15 protein-coding genes are annotated in these 13,711 nt (G+C 54.8%); 12 read left to right on the forward strand and 3 right to left on the reverse strand.

Features of this window, described 5'->3' with window-relative positions; all coding sequences use genetic code 11:
- Window positions 1–46 precede the first annotated feature (46 nt).
- A complete protein-coding gene (locus tag W02_RS18615; protein ID WP_173050478.1) occupies window positions 47–1,456 on the forward strand; it encodes a sigma-54 dependent transcriptional regulator in 1,410 nt (469 codons plus the stop codon).
- Here the strand turns inward: W02_RS18615 and W02_RS18620 are convergent, their stop codons facing one another.
- From W02_RS18620 to W02_RS18630, 3 genes are read right to left on the reverse strand one after another with little or no spacing between them, the layout of a single operon-like run.
- Window positions 1,457–1,900 (reverse strand): hypothetical protein, encoded by a 444-nt coding sequence (locus W02_RS18620; RefSeq protein ID WP_173050480.1) that lies wholly within the window; start codon window positions 1,898–1,900, stop codon window positions 1,457–1,459.
- Window positions 1,897–2,313 carry an Lrp/AsnC ligand binding domain-containing protein gene (locus W02_RS21670; protein WP_232068592.1) on the reverse strand — a complete coding sequence of 139 codons (417 nt, stop codon included), beginning with the start codon at window positions 2,311–2,313 and terminating at the stop codon, window positions 1,897–1,899. The genes W02_RS18620 and W02_RS21670 overlap by 4 nt, the downstream gene beginning before the upstream one ends.
- A gap of 8 nt (window positions 2,314–2,321) precedes the next feature.
- Window positions 2,322–2,813, reverse strand: a complete 492-nt coding sequence (locus W02_RS18630; protein ID WP_173050482.1) for a hypothetical protein — start codon at window positions 2,811–2,813, stop codon at window positions 2,322–2,324.
- A gap of 1,751 nt (window positions 2,814–4,564) precedes the next feature.
- Here W02_RS18630 and W02_RS18635 point away from each other — a divergent pair.
- The 11 genes from W02_RS18635 to W02_RS18685 all read left to right on the forward strand — a co-directional run bounded on the left by W02_RS18635 (window position 4,565) and on the right by W02_RS18685 (window position 13,636).
- A complete protein-coding gene (locus W02_RS18635; RefSeq protein WP_173050484.1) occupies window positions 4,565–5,221 on the forward strand; it encodes an NADP-dependent oxidoreductase in 657 nt (218 codons plus the stop codon).
- On the forward strand, window positions 5,218–5,481 hold the full coding sequence (locus W02_RS18640; protein ID WP_173050486.1) for a zinc-binding dehydrogenase: 264 nt from the start codon (window positions 5,218–5,220) through the stop codon (window positions 5,479–5,481). The genes W02_RS18635 and W02_RS18640 overlap by 4 nt, the downstream gene beginning before the upstream one ends.
- A 265-nt stretch (window positions 5,482–5,746) precedes the next feature.
- Window positions 5,747–5,968: a cupin domain-containing protein gene (locus W02_RS22280; RefSeq protein WP_197742249.1), complete on the forward strand. Its 222-nt coding sequence runs from the start codon at window positions 5,747–5,749 to the stop codon at window positions 5,966–5,968.
- 88 nt (window positions 5,969–6,056) lie between these two features.
- Window positions 6,057–6,479: a DUF6130 family protein gene (locus tag W02_RS18650; protein WP_173050488.1), complete on the forward strand. Its 423-nt coding sequence runs from the start codon at window positions 6,057–6,059 to the stop codon at window positions 6,477–6,479.
- Between the two features lie 437 nt (window positions 6,480–6,916).
- Complete coding sequence (locus tag W02_RS18655) at window positions 6,917–7,186, forward strand: hypothetical protein (protein WP_173050490.1); 270 nt, start codon at window positions 6,917–6,919, stop codon at window positions 7,184–7,186.
- A gap of 242 nt (window positions 7,187–7,428) precedes the next feature.
- Entirely contained in the window at window positions 7,429–7,992 is a 564-nt protein-coding gene (locus W02_RS18660) for a hypothetical protein (RefSeq protein WP_173050492.1), read from the forward strand.
- 816 nt (window positions 7,993–8,808) lie between these two features.
- Window positions 8,809–9,354 carry a helix-turn-helix transcriptional regulator gene (locus W02_RS18665; protein WP_173050494.1) on the forward strand — a complete coding sequence of 182 codons (546 nt, stop codon included), beginning with the start codon at window positions 8,809–8,811 and terminating at the stop codon, window positions 9,352–9,354.
- Window positions 9,351–10,592 (forward strand): efflux RND transporter periplasmic adaptor subunit, encoded by a 1,242-nt coding sequence (locus tag W02_RS18670; protein ID WP_173050496.1) that lies wholly within the window; start codon window positions 9,351–9,353, stop codon window positions 10,590–10,592. Before W02_RS18665 ends, W02_RS18670 begins: the two co-directional genes overlap by 4 nt.
- 14 nt (window positions 10,593–10,606) lie before the next feature.
- A complete protein-coding gene (locus W02_RS18675; RefSeq protein ID WP_173050498.1) occupies window positions 10,607–11,311 on the forward strand; it encodes an ABC transporter ATP-binding protein in 705 nt (234 codons plus the stop codon).
- Window positions 11,283–12,452 (forward strand): ABC transporter permease, encoded by a 1,170-nt coding sequence (locus W02_RS18680; RefSeq protein WP_173050500.1) that lies wholly within the window; start codon window positions 11,283–11,285, stop codon window positions 12,450–12,452. Before W02_RS18675 ends, W02_RS18680 begins: the two co-directional genes overlap by 29 nt.
- Before the next feature lie 11 nt (window positions 12,453–12,463).
- Window positions 12,464–13,636 carry an ABC transporter permease gene (locus W02_RS18685; protein WP_173050502.1) on the forward strand — a complete coding sequence of 391 codons (1,173 nt, stop codon included), beginning with the start codon at window positions 12,464–12,466 and terminating at the stop codon, window positions 13,634–13,636.
- The last annotated feature ends 75 nt before the right edge of the window (window positions 13,637–13,711 follow it).

The following is a 13,711-nucleotide window of genomic DNA, read 5'->3' on the forward strand; positions in this document are numbered from 1 at the left end:
TAAACGTCAGATTGGAGACGCTCAACATCCCAATTGAGAGGAATTGATGCAAGCTGCAACCATTCTTGTCGTGGACGATGATTCTGTGGCGCGTGAGTTGCTGGCCGAAGCGCTGAAAAAGGAAGGTTATGACGTCGAGGCTTTCTCAAGCGGGGAGGAGGCTATTGCACGCGGTAGGCAAGGCCGAGTCGACTTGGTGTTGACAGACATTCGCATGGGAGCGGTGGATGGCTTGGCAGTCTTGCGCGAATTCAAGCGGTTCAGCCCAGGCACGGAGATCGTGGTCCTGACAGCATTCGGCTCTCTCGAGGGAGCCATCGAAGCGATCAAACAGGGAGCCTATGATTACCTGGCCAAGCCGTTCAAGAAAGAGGAAATCAAGCTTGTCGTGCAGCGTAGTCTCGATCACTGCCGGCTTGTCCGTGAAAATGAACGGTTCCGGGAAGAATTGAAGGAGAAAGATGATTGGTCCCCGTTAGTCGGCAACAGTCCTCCTATGATGGAAGTATTTAAGCTTGTGGCACGGGTGTCCGAGAGCAAGAGTACGGTGTTGTTGCAGGGGGAAAGCGGAACGGGCAAGGAACTCATTGCTCGCGCGATTCATTCAAACAGCCCTCGCAGGGATAAGCCGTTCGTGCCTGTGAATTGCGGTGCGTTGCCGGATACGCTTCTCGAATCGGAAATGTTTGGTTACGAAAAAGGTGCGTTTACGGGAGCCGTAGGCAGCAAATTGGGATTGTTCACCGCGGCGAACGGCGGGACGCTGTTCTTGGACGAAATTGGAGAATTGGGTCCTGCGGTTCAGGTCAAGTTGCTTCGTTTCATGCAGGATCACGAAGTACGGCGAGTCGGGGGGACGGGACTGATCAAGGTCGATGTCCGGATCATTGTGGCGACAAATCGCAACCTCGAACAACTGGTCAAGGAAGGAAAATTTAGGGACGATTTGTTCTATCGGCTGAATGTCGTTCGCATTACACTTCCTTCGTTGGTTGATCGGAGCGAAGATATTCCCATGCTCGCTCAGCACTTTCTCTATAAATATGCCAACAGCGCGGCAAGACCGGTCCATGGATTCTTGCCAGAAACAATGGAACTGCTCTCACGATATCGATGGCCTGGAAATGTCCGCGAATTGGAGAATGCCATTGAGCGAGCGGTTTCACTCAGCCACGGTCCGCTGTTAACGCCTGAGGATCTGCCTTCCAGCATTCGTCAAACCCATAATGAAGTTGGCAGAAAAAGCGATGCACCCGAATTGACGACGACGGAAGTCTGCCTCACTCTAGAAGAGGTTGAAAAGCGTCATTTAGTGCGTGTCCTCAAGGAGACAAAGGGCAATAAAGTCAAAGCCGCTAAAATTCTCGGCATCGATCGGAGAACCCTCTACCGGATGGCAGAACGATTCGGCGTTGATTTGGGAGACGAATTGGATGGTGGCGAGAGGGATGCGTAGTTACAAGATGCGCAGCGTGTTTTTGATCAGTCGAAGCTGGTGTTCTGCACTCTGAGGCAACGCGGTCGGTGCCGTATCCCAACGCGTTAGTATGCCGTCTTTGCCCTCGTAAAGGACGCTCATATACAAGTGCGAGGTCGTCTCATGGTCGGCCGTGACGGTCGCTTCGACACGACTTCTGACAGTCCCCAGCCGCCAGCGCAACAACCAGTCCCAGGGGCCGGCCATTTCCTCTCTATAGTCTGTGGTGAGCCGCTGTGCATCCTCACGCACTGTATATCCGCCTTCAGAGAGCACCTCGATCACCGCCATCTTGACCTTGTCAGATGGTGCAGGCAGGACGACATCGATGACATCCGGTTCGTGAGGTATTGATTGACCGGCGCAGCCCGGGATGCCGACGGCAAGGATTAACAGTAACAGGTATAAGCGGGAGGCGGTCACCTAATTTTGGCTTCCTTTAAGCGATAGACAAGATGGGTGTCGGTCTGTGTGACGCCTTCAATTGCATGAATGCGGCTGAGAACGAGTTGTGTCAGCGCATCCTGGTCGGAAACTTCCACGACGGTGATGATGTCCGGCTTCCCCCAACAAGGATCCACGGTCTTAATCTGTTTGATTTCCCGCAGGGAGCGAACCACCGCACTCGTTTGGCCCGGTAACACGTGAATCAGAACGTAGGCACGGTCTGCCATGACTACTCCACCGTCCACCGGCGCGTGAATCGTGCAGGGCACCGCCGGAATGGCAGGCGCACCGTCAACGTAACGGATGCCCGGCGCACCTGTCAATGTTGCACCGGCAGCCACGGCTTTCGATACCGGTTGTAGCGCGGCGCTGGATTTTCCTCGTTTCATGGGCAGCCTCATTTAGGTGCAATGAACACATCGACTGTCAATTGATCAGTGATCCGCATCACGTCGGTTTCCAGTCCACGGGGATTTCCGATGCGGCCTTCCGGATCATAGACGAAGCATAAGAGAGTGGCCTTCTGCTTGATCGTGTGGCAATACTCGACATCGGCACGAAGCTGGCCCGCCAAATCCTTGCTGGACAGCCCGGTCCTCGTCTTCTTGACGATCAAAACGAGTTGACCATCGTCCAGAAGGAACATGACTCGATGCGCTCCGTTTGCATAGGAAGGCGTCCACTCTTCGGTATCGATGTCATCAAAGTGCAGGCGTAACAATGCATGCATCAAGTCCTGAACGTCGAACTCATCCTCAACGTCGAGTGTTGCACGATACTCCCCTCGAAGACGCAATTGACGCGCAACCATGTGAAATCTCTTACAGAGGGATTTCACTTGTTGAAGAGAGTCGATGGTGGAGACAGTGGGAGACAGTAGTCGTGACATATTTGCCGCCTCGAAGGATGGTATGGTCTCAGATGTTTGCCTAGCCGGCTTGATTGGAATAGACATGGATAAATCCGGAGCGTCTGTGGCGACGGTGTTTTGGTTGGGCGATGCATGAGAGATATCGGTCTTAGGCGTTGAGCTTGCTGATGAAGCAGAATGCTCAACCGGTGCAATCGAAGTAATGGTTTTGTTCTCAGAATCCAATAGGGCTGGCGCAGCAGGTGTCGTAACCCTTTCAGCCGCCATACCAGGCATTGATGTGTGTAATGGTGAGGGAGCGGTTGGGTCGCTCGTAGGCGGGATAGGAGGAGATGGAGGTGAAACCGAGGAGGGGGAAACGGAAGTCAAGTCAAGGTTCGTTGTTAGTGCCACTGACATGGTGATGGGAGGAGGCTGGGGAGGGGGTGCGGCTGTGATCGTGACATGGGCAGTAGGAGGCGATAATGGAGCTGACGGCGGAACGAGGGCCATCTTCGGTTTCGACAGGGGGGAGGAGGGTAGATGATGTACAGACGGTTCCGAGTCGGGAGATGGTGACTTGAGTCCTTGAATTTCTAATTTTCTATCTTCTAGAGACGTAATGAGCCCCCGCACTAGGGAGATGCTTTTCTTAGTGTCTGCGGGAGTCTCCATGGATAATTTATGTTGGCGGTATGTTTGATATTCAATGGACTTGTCACCAAAGATCTTTCGGATGCATTCCCGCAATTGCAACTCCGTCCTTGACCGTGCGCCTTCAAGATACGGAAAACCTTCTCGGCCCAAGTCCTCTATCTGGGAAAGAAAGCCTTGAAGTTTTTCAATTCCGAGGGCCAGATCCTCGAGAGCCGTGGGTTTTGCTTTTGATCGCTCGGGCTTCGCGCGTGCCATGTATGTGGCAAGAGTCTAGCCCACGGCTCATAACGTGACAAGAAAACAACGCAAATCTGGCTCAATGCAACCGACTCTGCTAATGACACGGAGAAAAGAGCCTAGTTGTCTCCTCCGAACTAGTTCGGACTTCTAGTTCCAGCACAAGTTTTATGGTCTCATCTTCTGAACGGCTGTCCATTTACGCGGCTATATCGAAATCGCGATCTGCCTGATCAAGAAGCGACTCCACTTGTCTAGTCGAACTGGTGACGGCGGGGACAGTGGCAGAGGTTATAGCAACCTGTTGCTTTTGGCGATTCTGTTCGAGTACAGGATCGAGGACGTATCCACAGTTAATGCAACGCCAGCTTTGCGTCCACCATTCTCCACCGCTTTCGAGCAAATCTACGAAGTGATCCTGAGTCATGCAGCCCTGACAGCGACGACAATTCATGGTGTTCCCTCCCTGACTTGTGAGTAATGATGACATACCAAGACTAGCCGGGAAGGCATACTCGCGTTAGACCCAAACGAAGTACTTCGGAAGAGGGGGATGGATCCAACCTGAATTTGATGTGCGGGAACGGGCACTCCCAAAATCCCTACCAGGCTGCTGTTTAATGAAGCAATTCAGACAAGAATTTGGATGAAGTTAGCGGTAACGTTGTAGCACAATCCTAGCACCGCGTAGGAGTTTCCAATGCCTCTAGGTTTTAAAAATCCTCGGATCTCACTTCCTAATGAACGCCGGCACGACCACCCCGTTAGTTACCGATGGACAGGACCCTTCTAACCTCCTCTGTCAATTCTGACAGTTTTGGGAGACTGATTACTAAGTAAAATGGCATTGTCTCGGGACATTGGTTGTCAGATGGCTGTAGGCGGAGCCTATTCTCATGAAAGCGATAGGGTTACACCACCTCGGTGGGTCGGAATCCCTGGTCTATGAGGAGACACCAAAACCGATTCCGAAGAACAACCAGGTGCTGGTCCAGGTCTGTGCTACGGCCATCACACCGACGGAGTTCGAATGGTACCCCACGTCTCATACCCCTGAAGGCGGGAAAAGGCCGTTCCCAATTATTTTGGGTCACGAATTCTCGGGCGTTCTCGATGCAGTCGGATCGGATTGTACTGATGTCCAAGTTGGCGAACACATCTATGGACTGAGCGATTGGTTCATAAACGGTGCTCAGGCTGAATATTGTTTGACTGTGCCTGCCCACATTGCGCCGAAGCCAATCACTCTTGAGCATACTCAGGCCGCGGTCGTCCCGATCTCCGCTCTGACCGCCTGGCAGGCGCTCATAGATCGCGCACACCTTTCAGCAGGACAACGAGTGTTGATCCATGGCGCAGCCGGTGGTGTGGGAAGTTTTGCCGTGCAGTTGGCTCGGCGTCAGAACGCACACGTCATCGCCACGGCCTCACCGGCGAACATAGACTTTCTTGAAGCTCTCGGTGCCGATGAAGTCATCAATTACCAGATCACGCCATTTGAACCGCCGTTAGGGACGTGGATGTGGTGTTTGATACGGTCGGAAGCGATATGAGAGATCGTTCCTGGGAGGTGCTTAAAAAGGGTGGTCGGTTGGTGACCATCGCAGCAGACGCCGAAGGATCGAAGGAACAGCGGGTGCGTGATGCGTATATCATCGTCGAGCCAAACCGGAGCCAGTTGATGACCGTTTCGCAGCTGATTGATAGCGGCATTATCCGACCCATTGTAGATGCCGTTTTCTCGATGGAAAACTTTAGGGAAGCCTACAAACACAAAACCTGTGCGCGGCAAGAATGTATTTCGTATCGCTGAGTAGAAACTGACGCACAGATTTACCGGAAAGGAACACGTCAATGATGACGATCTCATCGTGTGGCTGCACAGTCGCAAGACAGACTCTGTACTGGACAGTACTGGTCGGCATGACTCTGGTACTGAGACAGGTAGCGTTGGCAGAAGACGCCGTGTCGGAGCTGCTGAAGCGGCAGTTGGCTGACATGAGCGGCAAAGAGGGTACCCTCATAACCGTGACTATGCCCCAGGCGCTGCATCCGACTCACACGTTCATCCGGGGTCGGTGTTCGCCTACGTCTTAGAGGGAGCCGTAGTCTCGCAATTAGAGGGAGAGAAGCCGGTGATCTATTCAAAAGGTCAGAGTTGGTATGAATCTCCTAAAAAACCGCACGTCGTGTCCAAGAATGTAAGTAATACTGCACCGGCAAGGCTCTTGGTGTTTCTGCTTTCGCAGGAGGGCGAGGCGCTGGTACTGCCGATGAAATCCCCAGACAGTACAAAGTGATGCTCCTGGAAAGATTCTTCGCAGGCAGTAACACGGCCTCTGCAGCAGGGTTTGCAACTCATGTGCAATCCATCAAGGAGGACGAACTATGAAACGGACTGCTTTGTTGCTGTTCGCAGTTGCGATGGTTTTTGATGTTGCCCCCGTCCAGGCCGAAACTTCTACGCCAGCTAATGAACCTCCACCCAAACTGATTGTGGGGTCGCCAGCTCCTGACCTCTTGGCTCAGGGCGTCGTGTGGATTGAATGGCACGCTGAGAACGTGAACATCGTGCCTGTATTTGGCAAGGAAGCCCTCGACGTATCTCCTCGAGTGGGCCATCTGCATGTACACGTGGACGACCTGCCGTGGCTGTGGGCGGACATGAGTACGAACCCGATCGACGTGGCCCTACTGCCGCCCGGCCAGCACAAGATCAGAATCGAATTGGTTAACGCCATCCATCGACCCGTTCCCGGTCAGTCCAAGACAGTGACTTTCACCATCCCTGAGGGAGCGTCTCCTCACTGAAGGTCGCGGAGGTTGGGACAAGGAGGATCTGAGGAGCGTCAGCACATATGTGGAAGGTTCATGGTCGATAACGGACCGATACTTGTAACCGGGGCAGCCGGTCAGCTCGGAGCCGTCGGCCGAAACGGTGACCAAGCTACTTCTCAACCGAGGTCTTCGGGTTCGCGCCATGGTCCGCCGTCAGGGACGACCGGGCTGCGGTCTTGCGAGTTGCTGGTGCCGAGGTGGCGGTTGGCGACCTACTCGAACCGGATGACGTCTATCGCACCGTAACTCGGCGGCGTGCAGCGAGTGACTGGCCGGCCGGCAACGAGCATCCGGGAATTTGTCTCACTTTATCCAGAGCAATTTGACGATCGTAAAGCTTGAAAGTGAGCCCCGGGAAAAATGAAACGTGATCGGATATGGAAAGCGCATGTGAGCGGGATCATTCTCTAATGAAAACACGATTGCATCATTGTTTGGGTGCGCAAGATGAACAGCAAAAGACTTCGCCTATTGCCTGCGTCTTTATTGAGGCAATCCAAAAAGCAGATTACAGGGCGGTAGAGTACGGTTGCCTTGGTGTCCTTACTATCAAGTGGGTTAGCCAAGGGTTCTCAAACAAAGGAGAGGTGAGTTCAACAAGTCACGGCAACACCATTTGGTCGGCTGTTTATGCTGGCCCCTATCAATATTTACGCGTGTCGGAGGCTTTTCTGGAGTGAACCCTTCTCTGTTAACTCTTCATCAAGTTTTGGCGAGAAGCATTGACGAACGCCTGCGTGTCTTCTATCGTCCCTGGCATTGTTCGACGTAGATCACTTTCCTTCGGGTGTCTATCTGAAGCAGCGGGCGAGTCCGGTGGGAGGGATGGGCACTCTTCAGATGAGCGGGTTTCAGTGTCGGACGAACGATGCAAGACCGGCTCTGGCAGCGCTGGAGCCGTCTCTCCTGAAAGGAGACGGATATGACAAAAACCGTTTCAACCGTGCTCATGTTGGGTGGGATGCTCGTCTGGTGGCTGTTTTGCACCGCGGCGGAGGCGTCGCTCGTGCAATTTCAGTTCAACGGGACTGGAGGCGGTGAAAATGTCCAGGCATTGCTGGGGATCGATTCGTCCCTAGTCATGCCCAATGGCACTTTCACGCAAGCCAATCTCTTGTCATTTTCTGTGCAAGTGACTGGAGCCGTCACGGGATCGACGACGGCGATTCCAGTCAGTCTGTCGGGGCAATTCAACAATACGGCAAATGTCTTCTCCTCACTGTTCAGCAATAGCCCACTCACAATTCCGTCTTACACCGGGACCAATAACTTTCAGTTTTTTGGTGCCTACGGGGAGTCGTTCCAATTCGCCGGATCGGGATCGGCAACCCCTCCGGCACCCCCCTTCAACTTCGTGAGTACGGGCACTTGGTCACTCACGCCTGTGCCGGTTCCCGCCGCGTTCTGGCTCTTCGGGAGTGGTATTGCCGCCGCCGTTGGATTTTCACGACGGGAGAGTGTGTCTAGCAGAGCGGTATCTCATTGATTAGGTGCCAGGACATTACCCTGACATGCCCGCCCTCATAAATCTTAGAGCGTCATCCTGGCAACTCGCCCCACGAGGACATGCCATTAGGATTTTGGCTCGAATGACCGTCGCTCGCCAGCGATGGCCATTTGTGGTGGCACATCGTTCCAGTTTGAGATTCATCAATTCGACACACGCCGCACCAGAATCATCGGATCCAGTATAAGTTTGTTCGGCAATGATATCCACGACGGCCAAAATCTTACAATGGCAATCATCGGCGGGCGAGGGTCTCATTAATAAATTGCATAATCCAACGCCTTATATTGCGGGCGTGCTGGAGACAGTTCCTGGTGGAGCGCTCGATGATTCCGCCAGTGCTCGCGTATCGGGCGGTGATTTGACAGACGCATTCAAAATACGATATTAGTAATCGTTCTCAATATTGCTTGCGGCGATGTTGAATCATCACATCGTCCATAAGTAACAGGCTAGAGGTTCGAACCCAGAGCCCTGATCACGATGGTGATCCGGGCTTTTCTTTTTTCTGACATGCAAAGATGGCGAAACATCTTGAGCACTCAGCCGCTTTGTTGTCACACACCGGAGGATCATTGTGGGAGTTCAAGATCAACTTAGCGTCGATGAGCGTGATATTCGCTGCATGTGCGGACAGTTAGTCGCACGATGGTCTCACAACGGTGTGGAAATCAAATGTAAACGTTGCCGACGTGTTGTCCATATCCCCTTCAAGCTGATCAGAGGGAAATCGCCAAACATGTCCTGAGTAAATCAAATGGAAATTCGGACTGCTTCGAAAAGTCACCTAACTGTATGACCAGATCGGCGCACTCCATACATCAACAGAATTGGCTTCACGATATCGCCTCCGAACTGCGCCGGCGGGCTCCGCAATGGGCCATGCGCCTTTCGCAGGCGGAAACGCAACAGGAATTTCTGCAAACGATCTGCGAACTATTTACCTTAACGAATGCCGTCCCCGCTGAGCGCGACATTCCAGTTGATCCTAAGAGCCTGCAGGCAAAAATCGATCTGTTCATCAACGACAATATACATCGCGGGGTGACGCTCAAGGTCCTATCTCAATTTCTAGGATATTCCGAAAAATACTGCTCAGATCTATTTCATAGCACCATGGGAGAATCTTTTACGGAATATCTCAGGCAGCGTCGACTGGAGAAGGCTACCTTTCTCCTGTCAATGTCAGATAAGAGTGTCGTAGATATTTCACAAGCACTCGGTTTCAGCGATCAGTCGGCCTTCAGCCACTTCTTCAAGCGAGCGACAGGTCAGTCACCCGTCCGCTTTCGATCGCGTCGCGGCCGGCATCATCGTGACGCGCTTGAAAGGCATCGATGAGCGGTTCGCCTGTGCGCGATGCCGATGTGTCCGTGCTGACCTTGCCGCGAGATGAGCCGCCGCGCAGTCATGATCCGCGACGTACTCGATTCACATGGGTGCTGGTAGTGCTAGTAGTCGGTGTCTGTGTGGCACTGGTCTACCTATCCGGCGTTCTTGTCCTTTTGCCACCGGAAGTCGACACCATGCTGGTTCGCGTCTCCGAAAACCAGGTTTCCTCTCCACTGTTGAGTGCGAGCGGGTATGTGGTGGCGCAGCGACAGGCATCGGTGGCATCGAAAGGAACGGGACGCTTGGAATATTTAAGTGTGACCGTAGGTAGCCGTGTCAAGGCAGGAGATGTCATTGCCCGGATCCAACAGGATGATGTTCAGGCGATCCAGCACCAGGCACGGGCCCGGTTGGATGTCGCCAAAGCTGCGCTGGCCAATGCACGCGCCGAACTCCGGGACGCTGAATTGAGTCAGGAGCGGGCCGCAGCCTTGCTTCCACACCAATTCGTTTCCCAGGCTGAATTCGATACGGCCGTCAATCGTCTTCACCGAGCCCAGGCAGCGGTGCGTTCATCGTCGGCAGCCATTACAGCAGCCGAGGCCGACGTGCAGACTGCCGATGTCATGCTGGATAGTACCCTGATTCGAACACCATTTGACGGCATCGTTCTGAAGAAATTTGCCGAGATCGGAGAGGTGGTTGCCCCCATGGCCAGTTCCGCGAGTTCGCGGGGCGCAGTCGTCCTGATCGCCGATATGAATTCTTTGGTCGTCGAGGCCGAGGTATCCGAATCGTCCCTGGCCGGAATCTCACACGGACAGCCTGCGGCTATCGTGGTGAACGCCGTTCCCGGCAAACGACATTCGGGAACCGTCGAACAGATCGTCCCGACTGCCGATCGATCCAAGGGAACGGTTCTCGTCAAAATCCGATTCAACGAACTTGACGATCGTGTGTTCCCGGAAATGAGTGCGAACGTCTCGTTTCTGTCGTCCGCGCAATTGCCCTCACAGATCTCGTCTCGGATGTTCGTTCCTGCCTCGTCATTGTCACGCGCCAACGGCCGTACCGTTGTGTTCGTGCTCGAGGATGAGGTTGCCAGAGAAATCCCCGTTGAAGAGCTGGGGCGTCGTGGTGGAGACAGTGAAATTCAAGGAGCGCTGCCTCCGTCGGTCAAAGTGATCCTTGCCCCGCCTGTTTCGCTCACATCCGGCGCCAAGGTTCGAGCACGAGCCGGAAACTAGGAGGCCTGCCATCGATGGATCAGCCTACGATTGAGTTCCGCGGTGTCACGAAATCGTATCTCCGTGGTGAACAAGAGGTGCCGGTCCTACGCGATTTCAGCCTGTCGGTCTCTCCGGGAACGTTTCTCGCCATCATGGGACCCTCTGGGTCGGGCAAAACCACGATTTTGAATCTGATCGCCGGACTAGACCGTCCGGATCTGGGGTCGATCCATGCCGCCGGAGTCACGGTTTCGACGCAACGTGAAGCGGACCTCGCCCGATGGCGCGCCCGCCATATCGGATTCGTGTTCCAATTTTACAACCTCATCCCGGTCTTGACGGCCGCGGAAAATGTGGAGCTTCCGCTCCTGCTCAGCAAGCTTTCCACGCGGGACCGGATCACGCACGTGCAGGCCGCGCTGGGGCTCGTCGGGCTGGGTGACCGGATGCATCATTATCCTCGCCAGTTGTCCGGAGGGCAGGAACAGCGTGTGTGTATTGCACGAGCCATCGTGAGCGACCCCACCATCATTCTCGCGGATGAACCGACCGGCAATCTCGACCGCAATTCTGCCGAAACCATCATGGGCCTGCTCACGCGCCTCCATCGAGAGCTGAAGAAAACAATCCTCATGGTCACGCACGATGCTCGCGCAGCCGGCTATGCGCAGGACATTCTCCATTTCGACAAAGGGAAGGAAGTCACGGATGACGCTCGGCACGTTGATCGCGCGTAATCTTCGAAGGCATCTCTCGCGCGTCTTGTTGACGGCTTTCGGCATTGCTACCGTTATTCTGGCGTTTAATCTCATCATCACGACCGTCCGAGCCTGGTATGGCGGCGTTGAAGCCTCTGCTCCCAATAGGTTGATCGTCCGCCATGCCGCGTCGCTCTCCATTCATCTTCCACTCGCCTATCGGGATCGTTTGGCATCAATGGAAGGAGTCACCGGTGTGGCATATGCCAATTGGTTCGGAGGTGTCTATCGGGAGGCCAGAGGATTCTTCCCCCAGTTCGCGATCGATCCGGTATCCTTCCTCGATCTCCATACGGAGATCTTGGTCACACCCGACGAGCAACGGGCATTTTTGAGCGATCGGAGAGGTTGTCTCATCGGCAGTCGTCTGGCGGAACAATACGGATGGCACATCGGGGATGTCATTCCCCTCAAGGGGACCCTCTATCCTGGAGACTGGGAATTTATCGTCCGGGGAATATATCGAGGAAGCGAGCCCACCACCGATGAATCATGGATGTTGGTCCGTTGGGATTATATGAACGAGCGGCGGCAGCAACAGGATCCGGATCGTGCCGGAACCGTAGGGTGGTACGTCATTCGCGTGGCGGATCCGGCGCGTGCCGGATCCATCGCAGGGGCGGTTGACGCCGCATTCGCCAACTCAATGGCCGAGACGAGGACGGAAACCGAGCAGGCCTTCCAGATGGGGTTTGTCGCGATGTCAGGAGCCATCATCAGCGCATTGAAGGTATTGGCGGTCGCGCTAAACGGCATCACGCTCCTGGTCCTGGCCAATACGCTTGTCATGACCGTACGAGAACGGACCAGAGAGCTGGCCGTGTTGCGAACGCTCGGGTTCCGTTCGTCTCATCTTGTGACCCTGGTCGTAGGGGAGGCGCTGTCCATCGCGGGGCTGGGATCAGTCCTTGGCATGGCGCTCACCATCCCGGCCAATCACCTCTATGCGAACTTTGTCGAAGCCAAACTGGGAAATTTGTTTCCACACCTGGACTGGCACCTCGGCGTCTTGATCTTGAGCGCTTCCGTCACATTGTTGGTTGCCGTGTGTGCCTCAACTATTCCCATCACCGCCGTGCTGCGGGCGAACGTGGCGCGAGATCTCCGCCATATCGGATAAGACCCCGATCGATGACTCTCTTATGGACATACAGCATCCGCAACGTGTGGGTTCGCAGCAGCACCACCGTCTTGGCCATCGCCGGATTGGCCCTGGTCAGTCTGGTCCTTCTGGCTGTCCTCATGATGGGAAATGGATTGGACCATGCGCTGATTGAAAGCGGTTCGGAGGACGATGTCCTGCTCATGCGAAAAGGCGCCACGACGGAAATCGCGAGTGGGATCTACCGCGACCAGGCCCACATCGTGCGCACGCTTCCCGGCATCGCGAAGACTCCTGCTGGACAACCGCTTGCCATCCCCGAACTGGTCGTCCTGGTTAGTCTTGCCAAACACGGTGCGGATACTCCCGCGAACGTCACCGTCCGAGGAACCCAACCGGAAGCATTCACCCTACGCCCTCAAGTCAGGCTCACACAGGGGCGTCAATGGCAACCAGGGACGGTCGAGATCGTTGTCGGCGCCCACATTGCCACTCGATTCCTCCCGAACGGGATTGGGTCGCACCTACGAATCGGCAAACGGGAATGGCTCGTCGTCGGCATTCTCGACGCACAGGGTACCGCCTTCGATTCCGAAATTTGGGGGGATGTCGATCAATTGATGGCGGCCTATGGGCGTGACTCCTACTCTTCGCTCACGCTTCAACTGTCTGAACAAGCCGCGTTTCGGCAGATCGAGGAAGCTATAGCGGCCGACACGCGGCTGCTGCTGCAGGTGAAACGCGAACGCGATTACTATCGTGAAAAGTCGGTGACGATGGCCACGTTCATTCGCCTGATCGGCCTGACCGTCACCTTCGTCTTTTCGCTGGGGGCGATTTTGGGAGGTGCAATGACGATGTACGGCGCGGTCGCTTCCCGCATCGGAGAAATCGGCATGCTCCGCACCCTGGGATTTACCCGCCGCACCATCCTCGCTGCGTTTCTTTTCGAATCCGTCCTTCTCGGCACCGTAGCCGGAGTGCTCGCCATCGGAAGCGGCACGGCATTGCAATTCATCACGCTCTCCACCATGAACTGGAGTACGTTCTCCGAACTAGCCTTTCGGCTGACGTTGACGCCTGCCTCCGCCCTCCTCACCATGTGCTTTGCAATCGCCATCAGCCTGCTGGGGGGACTGCCTCCGGCATGTCGGGCCGCCAAGATCACGATTACCTCCGCGCTGCGCGCTCAGGGCCGGTGAGCGCCGACTCCTAAGATCGTTCCCCTCGTCGGCCATCCGGAAACAAAACAAATCGATCGGGTGCACGAACATATA

Source organism: Nitrospira sp. KM1 (genome assembly GCF_011405515.1).
GTDB lineage: Bacteria > Nitrospirota > Nitrospiria > Nitrospirales > Nitrospiraceae > Nitrospira_C.

Excerpts from the sequence above, each read along its gene's own strand:
- W02_RS18615 (WP_173050478.1), top strand. The coding sequence starts at position 47 with ATGCAAGCTGCAACCATTCTTGTCGTGGACGATGATTCTGTGGCGCGT.
- W02_RS21670 (WP_232068592.1), bottom strand. The coding sequence starts at position 2,313 with ATGAAACGAGGAAAATCCAGCGCCGCGCTACAACCGGTATCGAAAGCC.
- W02_RS18630 (WP_173050482.1), bottom strand. The coding sequence starts at position 2,813 with ATGTCACGACTACTGTCTCCCACTGTCTCCACCATCGACTCTCTTCAA.
- W02_RS18635 (WP_173050484.1), top strand. The coding sequence starts at position 4,565 with ATGAAAGCGATAGGGTTACACCACCTCGGTGGGTCGGAATCCCTGGTC.
- W02_RS18640 (WP_173050486.1), top strand. The coding sequence starts at position 5,218 with ATGAGAGATCGTTCCTGGGAGGTGCTTAAAAAGGGTGGTCGGTTGGTG.
- W02_RS18650 (WP_173050488.1), top strand. The coding sequence starts at position 6,057 with ATGAAACGGACTGCTTTGTTGCTGTTCGCAGTTGCGATGGTTTTTGAT.
- W02_RS18655 (WP_173050490.1), top strand. The coding sequence starts at position 6,917 with ATGAAAACACGATTGCATCATTGTTTGGGTGCGCAAGATGAACAGCAA.
- W02_RS18660 (WP_173050492.1), top strand. The coding sequence starts at position 7,429 with ATGACAAAAACCGTTTCAACCGTGCTCATGTTGGGTGGGATGCTCGTC.
- W02_RS18665 (WP_173050494.1), top strand. The coding sequence starts at position 8,809 with ATGACCAGATCGGCGCACTCCATACATCAACAGAATTGGCTTCACGAT.
- W02_RS18670 (WP_173050496.1), top strand. The coding sequence starts at position 9,351 with ATGAGCGGTTCGCCTGTGCGCGATGCCGATGTGTCCGTGCTGACCTTG.
- W02_RS18675 (WP_173050498.1), top strand. The coding sequence starts at position 10,607 with ATGGATCAGCCTACGATTGAGTTCCGCGGTGTCACGAAATCGTATCTC.
- W02_RS18680 (WP_173050500.1), top strand. The coding sequence starts at position 11,283 with ATGACGCTCGGCACGTTGATCGCGCGTAATCTTCGAAGGCATCTCTCG.
- W02_RS18685 (WP_173050502.1), top strand. The coding sequence starts at position 12,464 with ATGACTCTCTTATGGACATACAGCATCCGCAACGTGTGGGTTCGCAGC.